Annotated in this window: 14 protein-coding genes; 5 read left to right on the plus strand and 9 right to left on the minus strand. The window is 72.7% G+C overall.

Translation table 11 applies throughout. From position 1 onward, the window contains the following. Positions 1 to 53 precede the first annotated feature (53 nt). The 6 genes from ACFYOB_RS17780 to ACFYOB_RS17805 all read right to left on the minus strand — a co-directional run bounded on the left by ACFYOB_RS17780 (position 54) and on the right by ACFYOB_RS17805 (position 7,937). Positions 54 to 953, minus strand: coding sequence for a siderophore-interacting protein (locus tag ACFYOB_RS17780; protein WP_388560781.1), 900 nt, complete (start codon positions 951 to 953; stop codon positions 54 to 56). Between the two features lie 41 nt (positions 954 to 994). After that, positions 995 to 2,032: an ABC transporter substrate-binding protein gene (locus ACFYOB_RS17785; RefSeq protein WP_388560782.1), complete on the minus strand. Its 1,038-nt coding sequence runs from the start codon at positions 2,030 to 2,032 to the stop codon at positions 995 to 997. Positions 2,033 to 2,179: 147 nt separating this feature from the next. Continuing rightward, entirely contained in the window at positions 2,180 to 3,340 is a 1,161-nt protein-coding gene (locus tag ACFYOB_RS17790; RefSeq protein WP_388560783.1) for an acyl-CoA dehydrogenase family protein, read from the minus strand. A gap of 7 nt (positions 3,341 to 3,347) precedes the next feature. Beyond that, entirely contained in the window at positions 3,348 to 4,280 is a 933-nt protein-coding gene (locus ACFYOB_RS17795) for a hydroxymethylglutaryl-CoA lyase (RefSeq protein WP_388560784.1), read from the minus strand. Next, positions 4,277 to 6,304: an acetyl/propionyl/methylcrotonyl-CoA carboxylase subunit alpha gene (locus tag ACFYOB_RS17800; protein WP_388560785.1), complete on the minus strand. Its 2,028-nt coding sequence runs from the start codon at positions 6,302 to 6,304 to the stop codon at positions 4,277 to 4,279. Before ACFYOB_RS17800 ends, ACFYOB_RS17795 begins: the two co-directional genes overlap by 4 nt. 16 nt (positions 6,305 to 6,320) lie before the next feature. Further along, complete coding sequence (locus ACFYOB_RS17805) at positions 6,321 to 7,937, minus strand: carboxyl transferase domain-containing protein (protein ID WP_388560786.1); 1,617 nt, start codon at positions 7,935 to 7,937, stop codon at positions 6,321 to 6,323. A gap of 99 nt (positions 7,938 to 8,036) precedes the next feature. Between ACFYOB_RS17805 and ACFYOB_RS17810 the strand changes: the two genes are divergently transcribed. The 3 genes from ACFYOB_RS17810 to ACFYOB_RS17820 are packed head-to-tail and all read left to right on the plus strand — an operon-like array spanning position 8,037 to position 10,408. Next, the gene (locus ACFYOB_RS17810; RefSeq protein ID WP_388560787.1) at positions 8,037 to 8,615 is read left to right on the plus strand and encodes a TetR/AcrR family transcriptional regulator; all 579 of its coding nucleotides are present in this window, start codon (positions 8,037 to 8,039) and stop codon (positions 8,613 to 8,615) included. 56 nt (positions 8,616 to 8,671) lie between these two features. Continuing rightward, positions 8,672 to 9,484: a phosphatase gene (locus ACFYOB_RS17815; RefSeq protein ID WP_388560788.1), complete on the plus strand. Its 813-nt coding sequence runs from the start codon at positions 8,672 to 8,674 to the stop codon at positions 9,482 to 9,484. 57 nt (positions 9,485 to 9,541) lie between these two features. After that, positions 9,542 to 10,408 (plus strand): DUF4253 domain-containing protein, encoded by an 867-nt coding sequence (locus ACFYOB_RS17820; protein ID WP_388560789.1) that lies wholly within the window; start codon positions 9,542 to 9,544, stop codon positions 10,406 to 10,408. A 6-nt stretch (positions 10,409 to 10,414) separates the two neighbouring features. Here the strand turns inward: ACFYOB_RS17820 and ACFYOB_RS17825 are convergent, their stop codons facing one another. The 3 genes from ACFYOB_RS17825 to ACFYOB_RS17835 form a co-directional block, all read right to left on the minus strand. Continuing rightward, on the minus strand, positions 10,415 to 11,299 hold the full coding sequence (locus tag ACFYOB_RS17825) for an acyl-CoA thioesterase (RefSeq protein ID WP_388560790.1): 885 nt from the start codon (positions 11,297 to 11,299) through the stop codon (positions 10,415 to 10,417). A 26-nt stretch (positions 11,300 to 11,325) separates the two neighbouring features. Further along, the gene (locus ACFYOB_RS17830) at positions 11,326 to 12,483 is read right to left on the minus strand and encodes an acyl-CoA dehydrogenase family protein (RefSeq protein ID WP_328925814.1); all 1,158 of its coding nucleotides are present in this window, start codon (positions 12,481 to 12,483) and stop codon (positions 11,326 to 11,328) included. 105 nt (positions 12,484 to 12,588) lie between these two features. Continuing rightward, positions 12,589 to 13,995, minus strand: coding sequence for a PucR family transcriptional regulator (locus ACFYOB_RS17835; protein WP_388560791.1), 1,407 nt, complete (start codon positions 13,993 to 13,995; stop codon positions 12,589 to 12,591). A 102-nt stretch (positions 13,996 to 14,097) separates the two neighbouring features. Here ACFYOB_RS17835 and speB point away from each other — a divergent pair, with 102 nt between their 5' ends. Beyond that, positions 14,098 to 15,066, plus strand: coding sequence for an agmatinase (gene speB, locus ACFYOB_RS17840; RefSeq protein WP_266788005.1), 969 nt, complete (start codon positions 14,098 to 14,100; stop codon positions 15,064 to 15,066). 4 nt (positions 15,067 to 15,070) lie between these two features. After that, the gene (locus ACFYOB_RS17845) at positions 15,071 to 16,738 is read left to right on the plus strand and encodes a thiamine pyrophosphate-binding protein (RefSeq protein ID WP_388560792.1); all 1,668 of its coding nucleotides are present in this window, start codon (positions 15,071 to 15,073) and stop codon (positions 16,736 to 16,738) included. The last annotated feature ends 228 nt before the right edge of the window (positions 16,739 to 16,966 follow it).

Here is a 16,966-nt window from a genome sequence, read left to right on the forward strand (position 1 = left end):
CTGGCTGAAAGCCGGGGCCCATCTCCAACTGCTCTATGACGTACGGGAACTGACTACAGCTCGGCAGCCGGGTCCTCGCTCGGTGCCTGGCCCGCGTACGCCTCGGCGAGGAGCTGCTCCTCGCTCGCGCCCAGTCGCCAGTAGCCGGTGAACCGCACCGCGCGGCGATCGACGGATCGTTCCTGCACGAAGTGCCGGCGTACGGCCCGGATCGTGCCGGACTCGCCCGCCAGCCATACGTACGGTGCTTCGGCGGGGCGCGGCTCCTCGGCCCGCAGCACGCTCAGCAGCTGCTCGGTCCGCTCCCGGCCCGCGCTGCCGCGCACGATCCAGGTGATGTCCGCCTCGGCGAGGGTCTCCAGCGCCAACCGGTCGTCCTCGTGCGGGACCTCCAGCCAGGCCCGGACCCGGGTACCCGCGGGCAGCCGGTCCAGGATGGCGGCGGCGGCCGGGAGGGCCGTCTCGTCCGCGTACATCCAGATCGCGTCGCTGCCGGCCGGCGGCTGGAACCGTACGGACTTGTTCTCCGCGACGGCCGGGCCGATCGCCATGATCCGGCGGCCGGTGACCGCCCGTCCCGCCCAGCGGGAGGCGGGGGAGTCGTCCCCGTGCAGGACGAAGTCGATGTCGACCTCGTCCACGCCCCCGGCCGTACGGCGCTGCTCGCGCACGGTGTAGGAGCGCATCACCGGGCGTTCCTCGTCCGGCATCCCGCGCCAGGCGGCGAACCAGGTGTCCTCGTCCGTGGACGGGAGCACCGTGTGTTCCTGGTCGCCGGTCGGCAGGAAGAGCGACAGGCTCTGGTCGAAGCCGCCCGAGCGGAAGTCCACGAGGGACTCGCCGCCGAACGTGACCCTCAGGAACGAGTGGCCGAGGCGGCGCGTGCGGAGCACGTCGAGCGCGAAGAACCGGAAGTGCGCTACGGCCGGGGCGTCGGACGCGGTGGCGGTCATGCGGAGAGTCCCCCCTGGGATTCAGCCGGAGTGAAGGGTGGTCAGCTGACCTTCTTGGCGCTCTGGATGGCCTTCGTGAGGTCCTCCAGGATCTGGGCGCACTTGTCGTACGAGTAGATCGGCTCGGTGACGCGCGGGGTGACCTGGCCGGCCTTGACGGCGGGGAGCTCGGCCCACGTGGCCTTCGCCTTCAGGTCCGCCGGCTGCAGGGTGCCGGTGCGGTTGTCGAGCAGGACGACGTCGGCCTTGTACTTGCCGGCGTTCTCCCAGCTGAGGCTTTCGAAGAAGCCGCCCTCGTCCAGCTTCTCCGGGGTGACGAACTCGACGCCGAGGGACTTGAAGTACTTCAGGTCGGCCGAGGTGTCCGGGGTCGAGACGTAGAACAGCGCGTCGGAGCCGGAGCCGACGAGCACCTTGATGCCCGGGTTGGCCTTGGTGGCCTCGCGGAGCTTGGTGGAGGCGGCCTCGAAGCGGGCCTTGGCGTCGACGACGTTCTTCGAGTTCAGGTCGGCGCCGAGCGCCCCCGCGAGCTCCGCGGTGCGCTGCAGACCCTTGTCCAGGGTGGCGTCGCCGCCCACGCCGATCGCGGCGGCCGGGGCGAGCTTCAGGATCTTGTCCTTGGAGGCCTCCGGCACGTACCAGTAGCTGCCGTCCCAGGTGTTGGTGACCAGCAGGTCGGGCTGGAGGGCCGCGTACTTCTCGACGTTGAACTCGTCGTAGACGTTGCCGAGGATCTCGACCTTGGAGATGTCCATCGAGCCGGCCTGGACGTCGGGCTTGCCGTCGGCGGTCTTGGTCGGGCCGAAGACGCCCTTGACCGGGACGCCGTAGTCGTACAGCGCGGCGGCGGTGCCGGTGAACGCCACGATGTTCTTCGGCGTGGACTTGGTGCTGACGTCCTTGCCGAGGTCGTCCTTGAACGACCAGGGGCCCGAGGCCGCGGCGCCCTTGTCCTTGCCGCCGTCACCCTTCGCCGAGTCGGCGCCTCCGCACGCGGCGAGCGCCGCGACGAGGCCGAGGGCGCCACCGGCCGCGACGAATCCGCGGCGGGTCAGGGAGGAGGTACGGGACTTGGGCATGTCGATGTCCGCTTTCGTGCGTGCAGGGCGGCCAGCCACCGGGCCGTTCGGAAGGAAGGTTAGCCTAACCTTGTCCGAAAGCGGTAAGGGGGCCCTAACTTTCCAGGGCCCCCTCTGTGCTGTCCTGCGTCCGTACGAGCGCTACGACTAGGCGGAGAAGCCCAGTTCGCGCGCGATCAGCATGCGCTGGACCTCGCTCGTGCCCTCGCCGATCTCCAGGATCTTGGAATCCCGCCACATTCGAGCCACGGGGTACTCGTTCATGAACCCGTAGCCGCCGTGGATCTGCGTGGCCTCACGGGCGTTGTCGACGGCGACCGTGGAGGAGTACAGCTTCGCGATCGCAGCCTCCTTCTTGAACGGCTCCCCGGCCACCAGCCGGGAGGCCGCGTCGCGCCAGCCGATGCGGGCCATGTGCGCGCGCATCTCCATGTCGGCCAGCTTGAACTGGATGGCCTGGTTGTCGCCGATCGCCTTGCCGAAGGCGTGCCGCTCCCTGGCGTACTTCACCGACTCGTCCACGCAGCCCTGGGCGAGCCCGGTGGCCAGCGCCGAGATGGCGATGCGGCCCTCGTCGAGGATCCGGAGGAACTGGGCGTAGCCGCGCCCCTCTTCGCCCACCAGGTTGGCGAGCGGGACCCGTACGCCGTCGAAGGACAGCTCACGGGTGTCCGAGGAGTTCCAGCCGACCTTCGAGTACGGCGCCGCCACCGTGAAGCCCGGCGTGCCGGACGGGACGATGATCGAGGAGATCTCGGGGCGGCCGTCCGCCTTGCGGCCCGTCACGGCTGTGACGGTGACCAGACCGGTGATGTCCGTACCGGAGTTGGTGATGAAGCACTTGGAGCCGTTGATGACCCACTCGTCGCCCTCGCGCACGGCGGTGGTGCGGGTGCCGCCCGCGTCGCTGCCCGCGCCGGGCTCGGTCAGGCCGAAGGCGCCCAGGATCTCGCCGGAGCACATCTTCGGCAGCCACTCCCGCTTCTGCTCCTCCGAGCCGAAGAGGTAGATCGGCATGGCGCCGAGGGAGACGCCGGCCTCCAGGGTGATGGCGACCGAGGAGTCGACGCGCGCCAGCTCCTCCAGGGCGATGCCGAGGGCGAGGTAGTCGCCGCCCATGCCGCCGTACTCCTCGGGGAAGGGCAGGCCGAACAGGCCCATGCGGCCCATCTCGCGGACGATCTCGTACGGGAACTCGTGGCGCTCGTACAGGTCGCCGATCTTGGGCGCGACGACGTCGTGCGCGAACTCCTCGACGGTGCGGCGGAGTTCCTCGTGCTCGGGGGTGAGCCGGTGGTCGAGGGACATGATGTGACTACTCCTTGTGGGAGAGGGCGCGGACGGTACGGGAGGGGCTGGGACGCCCCAGCTGTTCGGCCATCCACACGCTCGTGGCGGTGAGGGCGGCCAGATCGACCCCGGTCTCGATGCCGAGACCGTCGAGCATCCACACCAGGTCCTCGGTGGCGAGGTTGCCGGTGGCGCTCTTGGCGTACGGGCATCCGCCGAGGCCGCCGGCCGAGGCGTCGACCGTGGTCACGCCGTGCTGGAGCGCGGCGAGGGTGTTGGAGAGGGCCTGGCCGTAGGTGTCGTGGAAGTGCACGCCGATGCGGTCGGTGCCGACGCCCGCCTCGTTCAGGCCGCTGAGCAGTGCCTGGACGTGGCCGGGGGTCGCGACGCCGATCGTGTCGCCGAGGCTGAGTTCGTCGCAGCCGAGGTCGAGCAGGGACTTGGCCACGGAGACGACCTGGTGGACCGGGACGGGGCCTTCCCAGGGGTCGCCGAAGCACATCGAGAGGTAGCCGCGGACGTGCGCCCCGTCCTCTTTGGCGCGGGCCACGACGGGCTCGAACATGGCGAGGGACTCGGCGACGGTCCGGTTGAGGTTGCGGGAGGCGAAGGTCTCGGTGGCCGATCCGAAGACGGCGATGCGGGTGGCGCCGAGGGCGAGGGCTCGGTCGAGGCCGCGCTCGTTGGGGACGAGGACGGGGAGGGCCGCCTGCACGTCGCCGAGGAGGGGAAAGAGTTCCTCGGCGTCGGCGAGCTGCGGCACCCACTTGGGGTGGACGAAGCTGGTGGCCTCGACGGTGGTGAGGCCGGCGGCGGCGAGCCGGTGGATGAACTCGGCCTTGACGGCGGTGGGGACGGCCGTCTTCTCGTTCTGCAGCCCGTCGCGGGCGCCGACCTCGTGGATCCGGACCCGGGCCGGGAGGCCGGGGGCCGGGACGGTCATGGGCAGACGGTTCATGCGGCCGCCTCCTCTTCCGGTTCCGGGGTGACCACGGCCAGGACCTGGTCCATGGCGACGGTGGTGCCGGGGGTGACGTCGAGCTCGGTGACGGTCCCGGCGTGCGGGGCGGAGATGACGTGTTCCATCTTCATGGCCTCGACGACGAGGAGGCTCTGCCCGGCCACGACCGTGTCGCCGACGGCCACCTTGACGACGGTGACGGTGCCGGGCATGGGGGCGGCCAGGGTGTCGGCCCCTGCGTGTCCGCCCCCGCTCAGGGCGGCGGCCACCGGGTCGTGGGCCTGCACGTGCCAGGAGTCCGCGTCACGGCCCAGCCAGGTCCCCTCCGGGGAGGTGGCGTGGCTGAAGGTGTGCGTGACGCCGTCCAGCTCGACGGTGACGCTGTCCGGGGTGCGGCTGACGATCCGGGCCCGCGCCGGCGCCGCGGGATTCGGCTCGGCGGGGTCGGCGACGAGTAGCTCGGACTCCGCGCCCAGACGGCGGGTGCGGACCTCCACCGGGTCCTGGCCCGGGAGGCGGAAGTGGCGCACCGTCCAGGCCGGAGTGCCGCCGAGGCGCCAGCCGTCGGCGGCGTCGAACGGGTCGGCCCAGCGGTCGGTGGCCGGGGGAGTGCCGGGCGCTGCCAGCAGCGCGGCCGCCGCGTACACCTCGTCAGGGACCCCCTCCGGGAGGAGGGACTGCAGGTCGCGCTCGACCAGGCCCGTGTCCAGGTCGCCGGAGACGACGTCCGGGTGGGCCAGCAGCCTGCGCAGGAAGCCCGCGTTGGTCTGGACACCCAGGATCACCGTGTCGGCGAGGGCGGCCCGCAGCATGCGCAGGGCACTGGCCCGGTCCGGCCCGTGGACGATGACCTTCGACAGCATCGGGTCGTACGTCGACCCCACCGGCACGCCCGCCGTCAGCCCGGAGTCCGTACGGACCGGGCCGCCGTCCGGCTCGGACAGCGCCAGGACCGTACCGCCGGACGGCAGGAACCCCCGGGCGGGGTCCTCCGCGCAGACGCGGGCCTCGATCGCGTGCCCGGTCAGCCGGATCTCGTCCTGGGTGACGGGCAGCGCCTCGCCGGAGGCGACCCGCAGCTGGAGCTCCACCAGGTCCAGGCCCGTGATCAGCTCCGTCACCGGGTGCTCGACCTGGAGACGGGTGTTCATCTCCATGAAGTAGTACGAGGAAGGGTCCCCGCCCGGGACGATGAACTCCACCGTGCCCGCGCCGACGTACCCGCAGGAACGGGCCGCGTCGACGGCCGCCGCGCCCATCGCCGCGCGGGTCTTCTCGTCGAGGAGGACCGAGGGGGCTTCCTCGATGACCTTCTGGTGCCGGCGCTGGAGCGAGCACTCGCGCTCGCCCAGGTGGACCACGTTCCCGTGGGAGTCCGCCAGCACCTGGATCTCGATGTGCCGGGGCCGGTCCACCCACCGCTCGACCAGGAGGGTGTCGTCGCCGAAGGACGAGCGGGCCTCGCGGCGGGCCGCTGCGATCTCCTCGGCCAGCACCGCCTCGTCGCGCACGAGCCGCATGCCCTTGCCGCCGCCGCCCGCCGAGGGCTTCAGCAGCACCGGCATGCCGATCTCCGAGGCGGCCGCGACCAGTTCGGCGTCGGTCAGGCCGCTTCCGGAGGAGCCGGGGACCACGGGCACGCCCGCCGCCTTCACCGTCTCCTTGGCCCGGATCTTGTCGCCCATGAGGGAGATGGCGGAGGCGGGCGGCCCGATGAAGGCCAGTCCGGCGTCCGTGCAGGCCTGCGCGAAGGCCGCGTTCTCCGCGAGGAAGCCGTAGCCCGGGTGCACGGCCTCGGCGCCCGTCCGCTTCGCGGCATCCAGCAGCCGCTCCACCGACAGGTAGCTCTCGGCGGCCGCCGCCGGGCCGATGCGGACGGCCGTGTCGGCCTCCCGTACGTGACGGGCGTCCGCGTCGGCGTCGCTGAAGACGGCCACGGAGCGGATGCCGAGCTCCCGCAGGGTGCGGATGACCCGGACCGCGATCTCGCCGCGGTTCGCGACAAGGACAGTGCTGAACATCAGTGAGGTCCTCACGTCACATACGGAAGATGCCGAAAGCGGAGTCGCCCAGCGGGGCGTTCGCGCACGCGGTCAGGGCCAGTCCCAGCACCTGCCGGGTCTCCATCGGGTCGATGACCCCGTCGTCCCACAGCCGGGCCGTGGCGTAGTAGGCGTTGCCCTGTTCCTCGTACTGCGCGCGGACCGGAGCCTTGAAGGCCTCCTCGTCCTCGGCCGGCCACTCCTGGCCCGCGCCCTCGATCTGGTCGCGCTTGACCGTCGCCAGGACGGAGGCGGCCTGCTCGCCGCCCATCACCGAGATCTTGGCGTTCGGCCACATCCACAGGAACCGGGGCGAGTACGCCCGCCCGCACATCGAGTAGTTGCCCGCGCCGTACGAGCCGCCGACCACCACCGTCAGCTTCGGCACCCGGGTGCAGGCGACCGCGGTGACCATCTTGGCGCCGTGCTTGGCGATGCCGCCCGCCTCGTAGTCCCGGCCGACCATGAAGCCGGAGATGTTCTGGAGGAAGAGCAGCGGGATCCCGCGCTGGTCGCACAGCTCGATGAAGTGCGCGCCCTTCTGGGCGGATTCGGCGAACAGGATGCCGTTGTTGGCGATGATGCCGACCGGGTGACCGTGGATCCGGGCGAAGCCGGTGACCAGAGTCTGGCCGAACTCGGACTTGAACTCCTGGAAGCGGGAGCCGTCCACGATCCGGGCGATGATCTCGCGGGCGTCGTAGGGGGTGCGCGAGTCGACGGGGACCGCGCCGTACAGGCCGTACGGGTCCACCTTCGGCTCCTCCGGAGCCTCGACCGACCAGGGCAGGGCCCCGCGCTCGGGCAGGGTCGCCACGATGTTCCGTACGATCCGCAGCGCGTGCGCGTCGTCCTCCGCGAGATGGTCGGTCACGCCCGAGACCCGGGAGTGGACCTCGCCGCCGCCCAGCTCCTCCGCGGTGACGACCTCGCCGGTGGCGGCCTTCACCAGCGGCGGGCCGCCGAGGAAGATCGTGCCCTGGTTGCGGACGATGACGGCCTCGTCGCTCATGGCCGGGACGTACGCGCCGCCCGCCGTGCAGGAGCCGAGGACGGCGGCGATCTGCGGGATGCCGGCCCCCGACATGCGCGCCTGGTTGTAGAAGATGCGGCCGAAGTGCTCCCGGTCGGGGAAGACCTCGTCCTGCATGGGGAGGAAGGCGCCGCCGGAGTCGACCAGGTAGAGGCAGGGGAGACGGTTCTCCAGGGCCACCTCCTGGGCGCGGAGGTGCTTCTTGACGGTCATCGGGTAGTACGTGCCGCCCTTGACGGTGGCGTCGTTCGCGACGATCACGCACTCGCGGCCGCTGACCCGGCCGACGCCCGCGATCACCCCGGCGGCGGGGGCCGCGCCCCCGTACATGCCCTCGGCGGCCAGCGGGGCCAGCTCCAGGAAGGGGGATCCGGGGTCGAGGAGGGCGTCGACGCGGTCGCGCGGGAGGAGCTTCCCGCGGGCGGTGTGGCGGGCGCGGGCCTTCTCGCCGCCGCCGAGCCGGGCCGCGTCGAGGCGGGCCCGCAGCCCCTCGGTGAGCTCGCGGTGGGCGGCCTCGTTGGTCCGCCAGGCCTCGGACGCCGGGTCCGCGGCGCTCGTCAGCACTGGTGCCTGCTGCATCGGTCGAGCTCCCTTGCTCGGTGCACGCTGTTAATGAGCGTTAACGCATGTACGGCTTAGGTTAACGACCGCTAACGGCCCTGTCTAGAATGGTTTCCCATGAGCACCAGAGCGGCCGCCCCGACCCGTCGCGAGCAGATCCTCAGTGAGGCCGCCCGCCTCTTCGCCGCGCGCGGATTCCATGGCGTCGGCGTCGACGAGATAGGGGCCGCCGTGGGCATCAGCGGTCCCGGCCTCTACCGGCACTTCGCGGGCAAGGACGCCATGCTCGCCGAGCTGCTGGTCGGCATCAGCGAGCGGCTGCTGACCGGCGGCCGCCGCCGGGTGGAGGAGGCGGACGGCGATTCCGCCCTGGTCCTGTCCTCCCTCATCGACGGGCACATCGACTTCGCGCTGGACGACCGGGCGCTGATCACCCTGCACGACCGGGAGCTCGACCGGCTGCGGGACACCGACCGCAAGCTCGTACGGCAGCTGCAGCGGCAGTACGTGGAGCTGTGGGTGGCGGTCGTACGGGAACTGCATCCCGAGGTGGGCGAGGCGGAGGTACGGGTCTCCGTGCACGCCGTCTTCGGCCTGCTGAACTCCACCCCGCACCTGGCGGCCCTGGGGCGGGAGGCGACGGAGTCGCTGCTACGGCGGCTCGCGCACGGGGCGTTCGGGGCGCTGTCGGCGTGAGCCGGGGCGTCCGCGGGCCGGGATGGACGGGACGCTTCCGCCTGGGCGGCGGCAGAATGGCCCGTATGCCGAAGCCGATAGAGACGCCCGTACCCAGCCGCGCAGAACTCATCGACCACCTGGTCCGCACCCGCATCGCGGGGCAGGTCGCGACCCCGCGCGAGAACAACCTCTCCCACTACCGCAAGCTCGCCAACGGCGACCGGCACTACTGGCTCGGCCTGGAGCTGGGCGACCGCTGGACCGACGAGCAGGACGTCCTGGCGGTGATGGCCGAGCGGTGCGGGGTCGTGGACGACCCGGAGCTCCGCTTCGGCCAGGACACCATCGACCCCGAGCTGACCGTGGCGGGCCTGGACCGGCTGGCGGCTCGGCTGCGCAAGGCGGCGCTGGACCGGCAGAGCGTGCTGCTGGCCACCGGGCACCCGGGCGGGCTGCTGGACGTCCACCGGGCCACGGCGGCGGCCCTGCGGGCGGCCGGCTGCGAGATCGTCGTCATCCCCGCCGGCCTGACGGCCGACGAGGGCTCGGTGTGGCAGTTCGCCGACGTGGCCGTGCTGGAGCGGGGCGCGACGCTGTGGCACACCCATTCGCCGGAGCCGATGGCCGCGATCCTGGACGGGCTCACGGCGGAGGGCCGCCCGCAGCCGGACCTGGTCGTCGCCGACCACGGCTGGGCGGGCTGCGCGGCGCAGCGCGGCCTGGACGCGGTGGGCTACGCGGACTGCAACGACCCGGCCCTCTTCCTCGGCGAGGCCGAGGGCACCCTCCAGGTGGCGATCCCGCTGGACGACCACGTCCGCGACCCGCGCTTCTACGACCCGATGGTGGCGTACCTGCTGGACGCGGCGGGCCTGCTGGAGGCCTGAGGCCGCGTCTGAGGCCGTGCCGGGGCGTTGTCAGTGGCCGCGGTTACGGTCGATTCCATGCCGACACCGCCGAAGTCGCCGCAGGCGCACCACCCGCTGTCCGTGCTGGCCGAGGATCCCCAAGGGCGCTGCCTGGGACTTGAGTTGCCACCGGGTACGGTCATCGACGCGCCGGGGCGGCGGCGGTGGGGGAAGGCGGCCGAGCCGTTGGTGTGGGTGTCCGACGAGGCCGTGGGGGTGGGGGCGCTCGCCGCGTACCGGAACCCCGCGCTCGCGGCCGCAGGCCTGCAGGCCGTGCTGTTCCAGGACCGGCCGGGGCTGGAACGGTGGTGGCAGGAGCGGGAGTTCTCGCCGGAGCGGATGTCCGACCCCGACGACCACCACGTCGAGCCGGTGCTGCGCGACTTCTGGGCCGCGGTGGTGCCCGACCCCGAGGAGGGGGAGGAGGGCGAGGAGCTCATCGCTCCCTTCGGCCGGGACTGGCCCGGGCTCGCGGAGCCGGGCGCCGCGGGACCGGACGGGCCGGACCCGGAGGCCGCGGCCTGTGCCCTCGCGGACGAGCTGATCGAGGACGGCGCGCTGCCGGCCCCGCGGCTCGCCCTGGTCCCGGCGGGGCGCCCGGCCGACGTACCCACCGCGATGGGCTGGTGCGGGCCCACGAACCACGAGAACGACACCGCCCTCGTGAGCGCGGTCCTGCGCTCCTGGGAGGACCGCTTCGGCGCCCGCGTCGTCGCCCTCGGCTTCGACGAACTCCACGTGTCGGTCGCGGCCCCGCCCCGTACGCTCGTCCGCTCGCTCCCCGTCGCGGCGGAGCACTTCGCCTTCGCGCCCGACAACATCTGGCAGGGCTCCGGCACCCTCCGCGCCTACACGGACGAGGCGGTCACCGGAGCCGCCCACTGGGGCTTCTGGTGGGACTGAGGCGGCCTAGCTCCGGTCGCGCGGGACGCGGACCACGCCCTCCTGGATGACCGTGACGGCCAGGCGGCCGTCCTGGGTCCAGATGCGGGCCTGGCCGAGGCCCCGGCCGGCGGCCGCCGAGGGCGACTCCTGGTCGTACAGCAGCCACTCGTCCGCGCGGAACGGCCGGTGGAACCACATCGCGTGGTCCAGCGAGGCGCCGACCACGTCGCCGACCGCCCAGCCGCCGCGCCCGTGGGCGAGCAGCACCGAGTCAAGCAGCGTCATGTCGGAGACGTACGTGGCCAGGCAGGTGTGCAGCAGGGCGTCGTCGCTCTCCAGCTTGCCGGCGGTACGGAACCACACCTGCGAGCGCGGCTCCACCGGCTCGCCGATGCTGCCCCAGGGCGGGGTCGTGGCGTACCGCAGGTCCACCGCCTCCCGGGTCTCGATCAGCCGCTCCACCGTGCCCGGGTCGCGGAAGATCTCCCGGTACGCGGGCAGGGACTCGGCCGCCGTGGGCAGGGTCTCCGGGTCCGGGGCGGGCGGCATCGCGACCTGGTGGTCGAGGCCCTCCTCGTACTTCTGGAACGACGCGGAGAGGTGGAAGATCGGCTGCCCGTGCTGGACGGCGACCACCCGGCGCGTGGTGAAGGAGCGCCCGTCGCGGATCCGGTCCACGGAGTACACGATGGGCGCGCCCGTGTCCCCGGTGCGCAGGAAGTACGAGTGCAGGGAGTGCGCGGTGCGGTCCGCCGGGACGGTCCGCCCGGCCGCGACCAGTGCCTGGGCCGCGACCTGACCGCCGAAGACGCGCGGTACCAGGGAAGGTCTGCTGGTACCGCGGAAGATGTTCTCCTCGATCTGCTCGAGGTCGAGCAGATCGAGGAGCGTCGTCAGTGCCTCGTTCATGGGGGAAGGGTAGGTGCCCTGATTCCTTACAGGCCCATGGACTTGGCGATGATGGACTTCATGACCTCGCTGGTGCCGCCGTAGATGCGGTTCACGCGGTTGTCGGCGTACAGGCGGGCGATCGGGTACTCGTTCATGTAGCCGTAGCCGCCGTGCAGCTGGAGGCACTTGTCGATGACGCGGTGCGCGACCTCGGTGCAGAACAGCTTCGCGGAGGCGGCCTCGGCGGCGGTCAGCTCACCGGCGTCCAGGGCCTCCAGGGCGCGGTCGGCGACCGCCTCGGCGGCGTCCACCTCGGCCTGGCAGGCGGCCAGCTCGAACTTGGTGTTCTGGAAGTGCGCGACCGGCTTGCCGAAGACGGTGCGCTCCGTCACGTACTGCTGGGCGAACCGGATGGCGGCCTTGGCCTGCGCGTACGCGCCGAAGGCGATGCCCCAGCGCTCGGAGGGCAGGTTGGCGCCGAGGTAGTAGAAGCCCTTGTTCTCCTCGCCGAGGAGGTCCTCGACCGGGACCTTCACGTCGACGAACGCCAGCTCGGCGGTGTCGGAGGTGCGCAGGCCGAGCTTGTCCAGCTTGCGGCCTATGGAGTAGCCCTCGGACTTGGTGTCCACGGCGAACAGGGAGATGCCGAAGCGGCGGTCCTCGGCCGAGGGGGCGGAGGTGCGGGCGCAGACGATCACGCGGTCGGCGTGGACGCCGCCGGTGATGAAGGTCTTGGCGCCGTTGAGGACGTAGTGGGTGCCGTCCTCGGAGAGCTTGGCGGTGGTCTTCATGCCCGCGACGTCGGAGCCGGTGCCCGGCTCGGTCATGGCGAGCGCCCACATCTCCTCGCCGGTGACGAACTTCTCGAGGTAGCGCTTCTTCTGCTCGTCGTTGGCGAGCATCTTGATGTAGGGGAGGGCGAGCAGCACGTGCACGCCGGAGCCGCCGAAGTTCACGCCCGCGCGGGAGGTCTCTTCGTAGAGGACGGCCTCGAACTTGTGCGTGTCCAGGCCCGCGCCGCCGAACTCCTCGGGCACGTTGATGCCGAAGACGCCCAGCTCGCCGAGCTTGTAGTAGAAGTCGCGCGGCGCCTGGCCGGCCTGGAACCACTCGTCGTAGACCGGGACGACCTCGGCCTCGATGAAGGCGCGGATGGTCTCGCGGAACGCCTCGTGGTCCTCGTTGAATACGGTACGGCGCACGGCCGGCCTCCCTCTCTGCGGCTACACCGCCGCCGCTCTCGCGGAGGTGGTTGCGCGCCGTCGTGGTACCTCAATGGATGGTTGAGGTCTAAGCGCTTGCTCAGATTAAGTTACCGACGAGTTATCGCCGCTGTCCAGGCCACGTAGCGCAAACCACAGTTCCATCCGGGTGTCGGGGTCGTCGAGGTCGCGGGCCAGCAGGCCGGCGGCGCGGGCCACGCGCTGGCGGACGGTGTTGCGGTGGACGCCGAGGGCGGCCGCGGTGCGGTCCCAGCTGCCGTGGTGGGCGAGCCAGGCGCGCAGGGTCTCGCGGTGCGCCGGGCCGAGCGGGGCGAGCAGGGACTCGGCGTGCGCGCGGGCCTCCGCCGGGTCGACGAGTGCGGCCAGGCCCCCGCTCGTGTGCCGGACCAGCGGGGTACGGGCCGCCTCCGCGCGGTCCAGGGCCCGCCCGGCCTGGGCCGTCGCGGTCGCCAGCCCGGCCGGGTCGGCCGGGGCGCTCACCCCCAGCCGCCATCCGGGCTGCGGGGCCGGCTCCCGTTCGGTGAGCAGCCGTACCCGGTCCCCGAGCGGGTCCAGCAGTACGGTGCCCAGCGCGGCCGCCAGGGCGTGCGGGTCGCCGGAGCCTCGGGCGTGCACGACGTACCGGGGCCCGGGGGGCAGGGCCCCCGCCGGGTCACCGTCCAGCAGGAGCCGGGTGAGGGCGGCCGCCGCGTCCCCTTCGGGCCGGGGCGCGGTGAGCAGCGTCAGCAGCACGGCCGCGATGGCGGTGACGGCGTGGTCGCCGGGGGTGCGGTCGGGGCGGGCGACGCCGAGGACGGGGCCGTCGCCCAGCGCGTAGGCGGTCAGGCTCCAGCCCGCCGCGGAGTCCGTGGCGGTGGCCGCGCCGCCGGGCGGGCCGACGCGGGCCAGCAGGGCGGACAGGGCCTCGGCGGTCTCGGGAGGCAGTACGCGCCCCGCCGACCGCGCCGCCGACCGGCCGGCCGGGAGCAGGACGACGTGGCCCCCCAGGCTCGCCGCCAGCCGGGACAGCACCGCCGGGACCGGGTCGGGCCTGGCGGCCGCGGCGGCCAGCGACTGCTGGGCCTCGGTCACCCGGCGCAGCTCCCGCGTACGGGCCTCTGCCATCAGCCGCCAGACCGCACGGGCCACCGCGGTGAAGGGGGTTCCCGGCGGGACCTCCAGCAACGGCAGCCCGTACCGGTCGCAGGCCTCGGCGAGCCCGGGCGGCACCTCCTCGTGCACCGGGGCCACGCCGAAGCCGAGCGCCGCCACCCCGGCCTCGGAGAGCCGAGCGACGTACGCCTCGGCGTCGGTGAGCGCCGCTCCCGCCGTCAGGAGCAGCTCGCCGCCCAGCAGGTAGGGGGACGGGTCCGCCATCTCGGAGGCGTGCACGCCGTGCACATCGGCCTCGGCGGGCCCCGCGAGGTGGCGCAGGCCCAGCTCCCGGGCGGGGAGCAGCGCGCCGAGGGGGACCGGCGGAGTGAGCGGGGCCTCCATGGATACTCCGTACATGTCAGGGATGTTCTATGGATAGAACGTACACTTCGCCGTCCTGTGGGCACCGGCTTACGCTCGAAGGACCGCACTTGTAGGACCTTCAGAAGGGCACCCCCCATGAGCACGCAGCCGCGCGGACCCGTCGACTCCTCCCGCATCCCGCGCTACGCGGGCCCGGCGACCTTCGCCCGGCTGCCGCGCCTCGACGAGGTCGGCTCCGCCGACGTCGCCGTCGTCGGCGTGCCCTTCGACTCCGGCGTCTCCTACCGCCCCGGCGCCCGCTTCGGCGGCAACGCGATCCGCGAGGCCTCCCGCCTGCTGCGCCCGTACAACCCGGCCCAGGACGCCTCCCCCTTCGCCCTCGCGCAGGTCGCGGACGCCGGCGACATCGCCGTGAACCCCTTCAACATCAACGAGGCCGTCGAGACGGTCGAGGCCGCGGCCGACGAGCTGCTGGGCTCCGGCTCCCGTCTGATGACCCTCGGCGGCGACCACACCATCGCCCTCCCGCTGCTCCGTTCCGTCGCCAAGAAGCACGGCCCGGTCGCGCTGCTCCACTTCGACGCGCACCTGGACACCTGGGACACCTACTTCGGCGCCGAGTACACCCACGGCACCCCGTTCCGCCGCGCCGTCGAGGAGGGCATCCTCGACACCGAGGCGCTGTCCCACGTCGGTACCCGCGGCCCGCTGTACGGCAAGCAGGACCTGGACGACGACGCCAAGATGGGCTTCGGCATCGTGACCTCCGCCGACGTCTACCGGCGCGGCGCCGACGAGGTGGCCGACCAGTTGCGCCAGCGCATCGGCGACCGCCCGCTGTACATCTCCATCGACATCGACGTGCTGGACCCGGCGCACGCGCCCGGCACCGGCACCCCGGAGGCGGGCGGCATGACCTCCCGCGAGCTGCTGGAGATCATCCGCGGTCTGTCCTCCTGCAACCTCGTTTCCGCCGACGTCGTCGAGGTCGCCCCGGCGTACGATCACGCGGAGATCACCTCGGTCGCGGCCTCGCACACCGCGTACGAGCTCACCACGATCATGAGCCGTCAGATCGCGGCGGCGAAGGCGAAGGGCAACTAAGAGCGTGACGCACGACCACGACCTGGTACTCCGTCCCACCGAGGCCCAGACGGCCGCCGCCCTGGCGCCGCCGCCGGGCCGGACGGGCGGGGACCTGGTCGTGGAAACGCTGCGCTCCCTCGGCGCGACCACCGTCTTCGGCCTGCCCGGCCAGCACGCGCTGGCCGTCTTCGACGCGGTCGGCCGCTCGGACCTGCGCCTGATCACCCTCCGCACGGAGAACAACGCGGGCTTCGCCGCCGACGCGTACGGCCGGATCACGGGCGAGGCCGTGCCGCTGCTGCTGTCGACGGGCCCGGGGGCGCTGATGGCCCTGCCGGCACTGGCGGAGGCGGCGGCCGCGTCCGCGCCCGTCATCGCCGTCTCCTCCCAGGTGCCCGTGGCGGGCCTGGGAGGCGGCCGGCAGGGGTACCTGCACGAGCTTCGCGACCAGTCCGCCTCCTTCCGGGACGTGGTGAAGTCGGTGCACGTGGCCCGCACCCCCTCCCAGATCCCGTCGGCGGTCGCGGCGGCCTGGGAGTCGGCGCTGTCCGCCCCGCACGGCCCGGTCTGGGTGGAGATCCCGGAGGACGTCCTGCGGGCCGAGACCCTCGTTCCGCAGGTCACGGGCGTGGACGCGACCCCGCACGAACTCGTCCCGCGCCCGGAGCTGACGGCGCTGGCGGCGCACTGGCTGTCGCGGGCCTCCCGTCCGGTGATCATCGCGGGCGGCGGTGTGATCCGCTCGGACGCGGCGGGCAAGCTGAAGCAGCTGGCGGAACGCCTCCACGCCCCGGTGGTCACCACCTTCGGCGGCAAGGGCGCCTTCCCTTGGACGCACCCGCTCTCCCTCCAGTCCTGGCTGGAGGACCGCTACATGACCGACTTCCTGGAGGACGCGGACGTCCTCCTCGTCGTCGGCTCCGGCCTGGGCGAACTGTCCTCGAACTACCACACCTTCTTCCCCACGGGCCGGGTCATCCAGATCGAGGCCGACCTCGGCAAGCTGGAGTCCAACCACGCGGGCCTGGGCATCCACGCCGACGCCCGCCTCGGGCTCCAGGCCCTGCTGGAGACGGTGGCCGAGCGCGAGGACCCGTACGCCCCGGACCGCGTCCGCATGGTCCTGTCGGCCGTCGCGGACCGCCTGTCCGGTCAGGACGTCGCGCGGGAACAGGAACTCCTGGCCTCCATCCGCGCGGCCCTGCCGCCGCGCTCCCCGTCCTTCTGGGACATGACGATCCTGTCCTACTGGGCGTGGTCGGCCTTCGACGCGAAGCACCCGAACACCATGCACTCGGCCCAGGGCGCGGGCGGCCTCGGCTACGCCTTCCCGGCGGCCCTCGGCGCGAGCGCGGCGGAGCCGGGCACGCCGGTCCTGGCCGTCTCCGGCGACGGCGGCGCGATGTACTCGATCGCGGACCTGGCCACGGCCAAGCAGCACGACCTGGACGTCACCTGGCTGATCGTCGACGACGGGGGCTACGGCATCCTGCGCGAGTACGGCTGCGAGACCGGCACCGAGCTGACCCGCCCCGACTTCGTCGCCCTGGCGGCCTCCTTCGGCATCCCGGCCGCCCTCACCACCTCGGAGACCCTCCGCGAAGACCTGGCCAAGTCCCTCTCCACCCCGGGCCCCTCGGTCCTGGTCCTCCCCACCACCCTCAAGATGTTCGCCCCGACCCACGTCTGAGGGTGCTCAGGCCGCGGTGAACACGGCCGTGGACGTCCCGCCGACGAGTTCGCCGCGCCCCGGCAGGCCGTCGCGACCCGGCGTCCGGTGGTTGTCCAGCGGCCGGTGGTCCCCTGATCGGGTGCGGCCCCCGTGCCCGGCGCGCACTGCGGTGCGATTGTTGCGGCGGGATGAAATCCGCCGGTCGGGGCGTTGGGGCTTCCGGTAGGACAGGCGAACGGGGAGGCA

The organism is Streptomyces sp. NPDC006463 (genome assembly GCF_042870715.1).
In the GTDB taxonomy this organism is placed as follows: domain Bacteria; phylum Actinomycetota; class Actinomycetes; order Streptomycetales; family Streptomycetaceae; genus Streptomyces.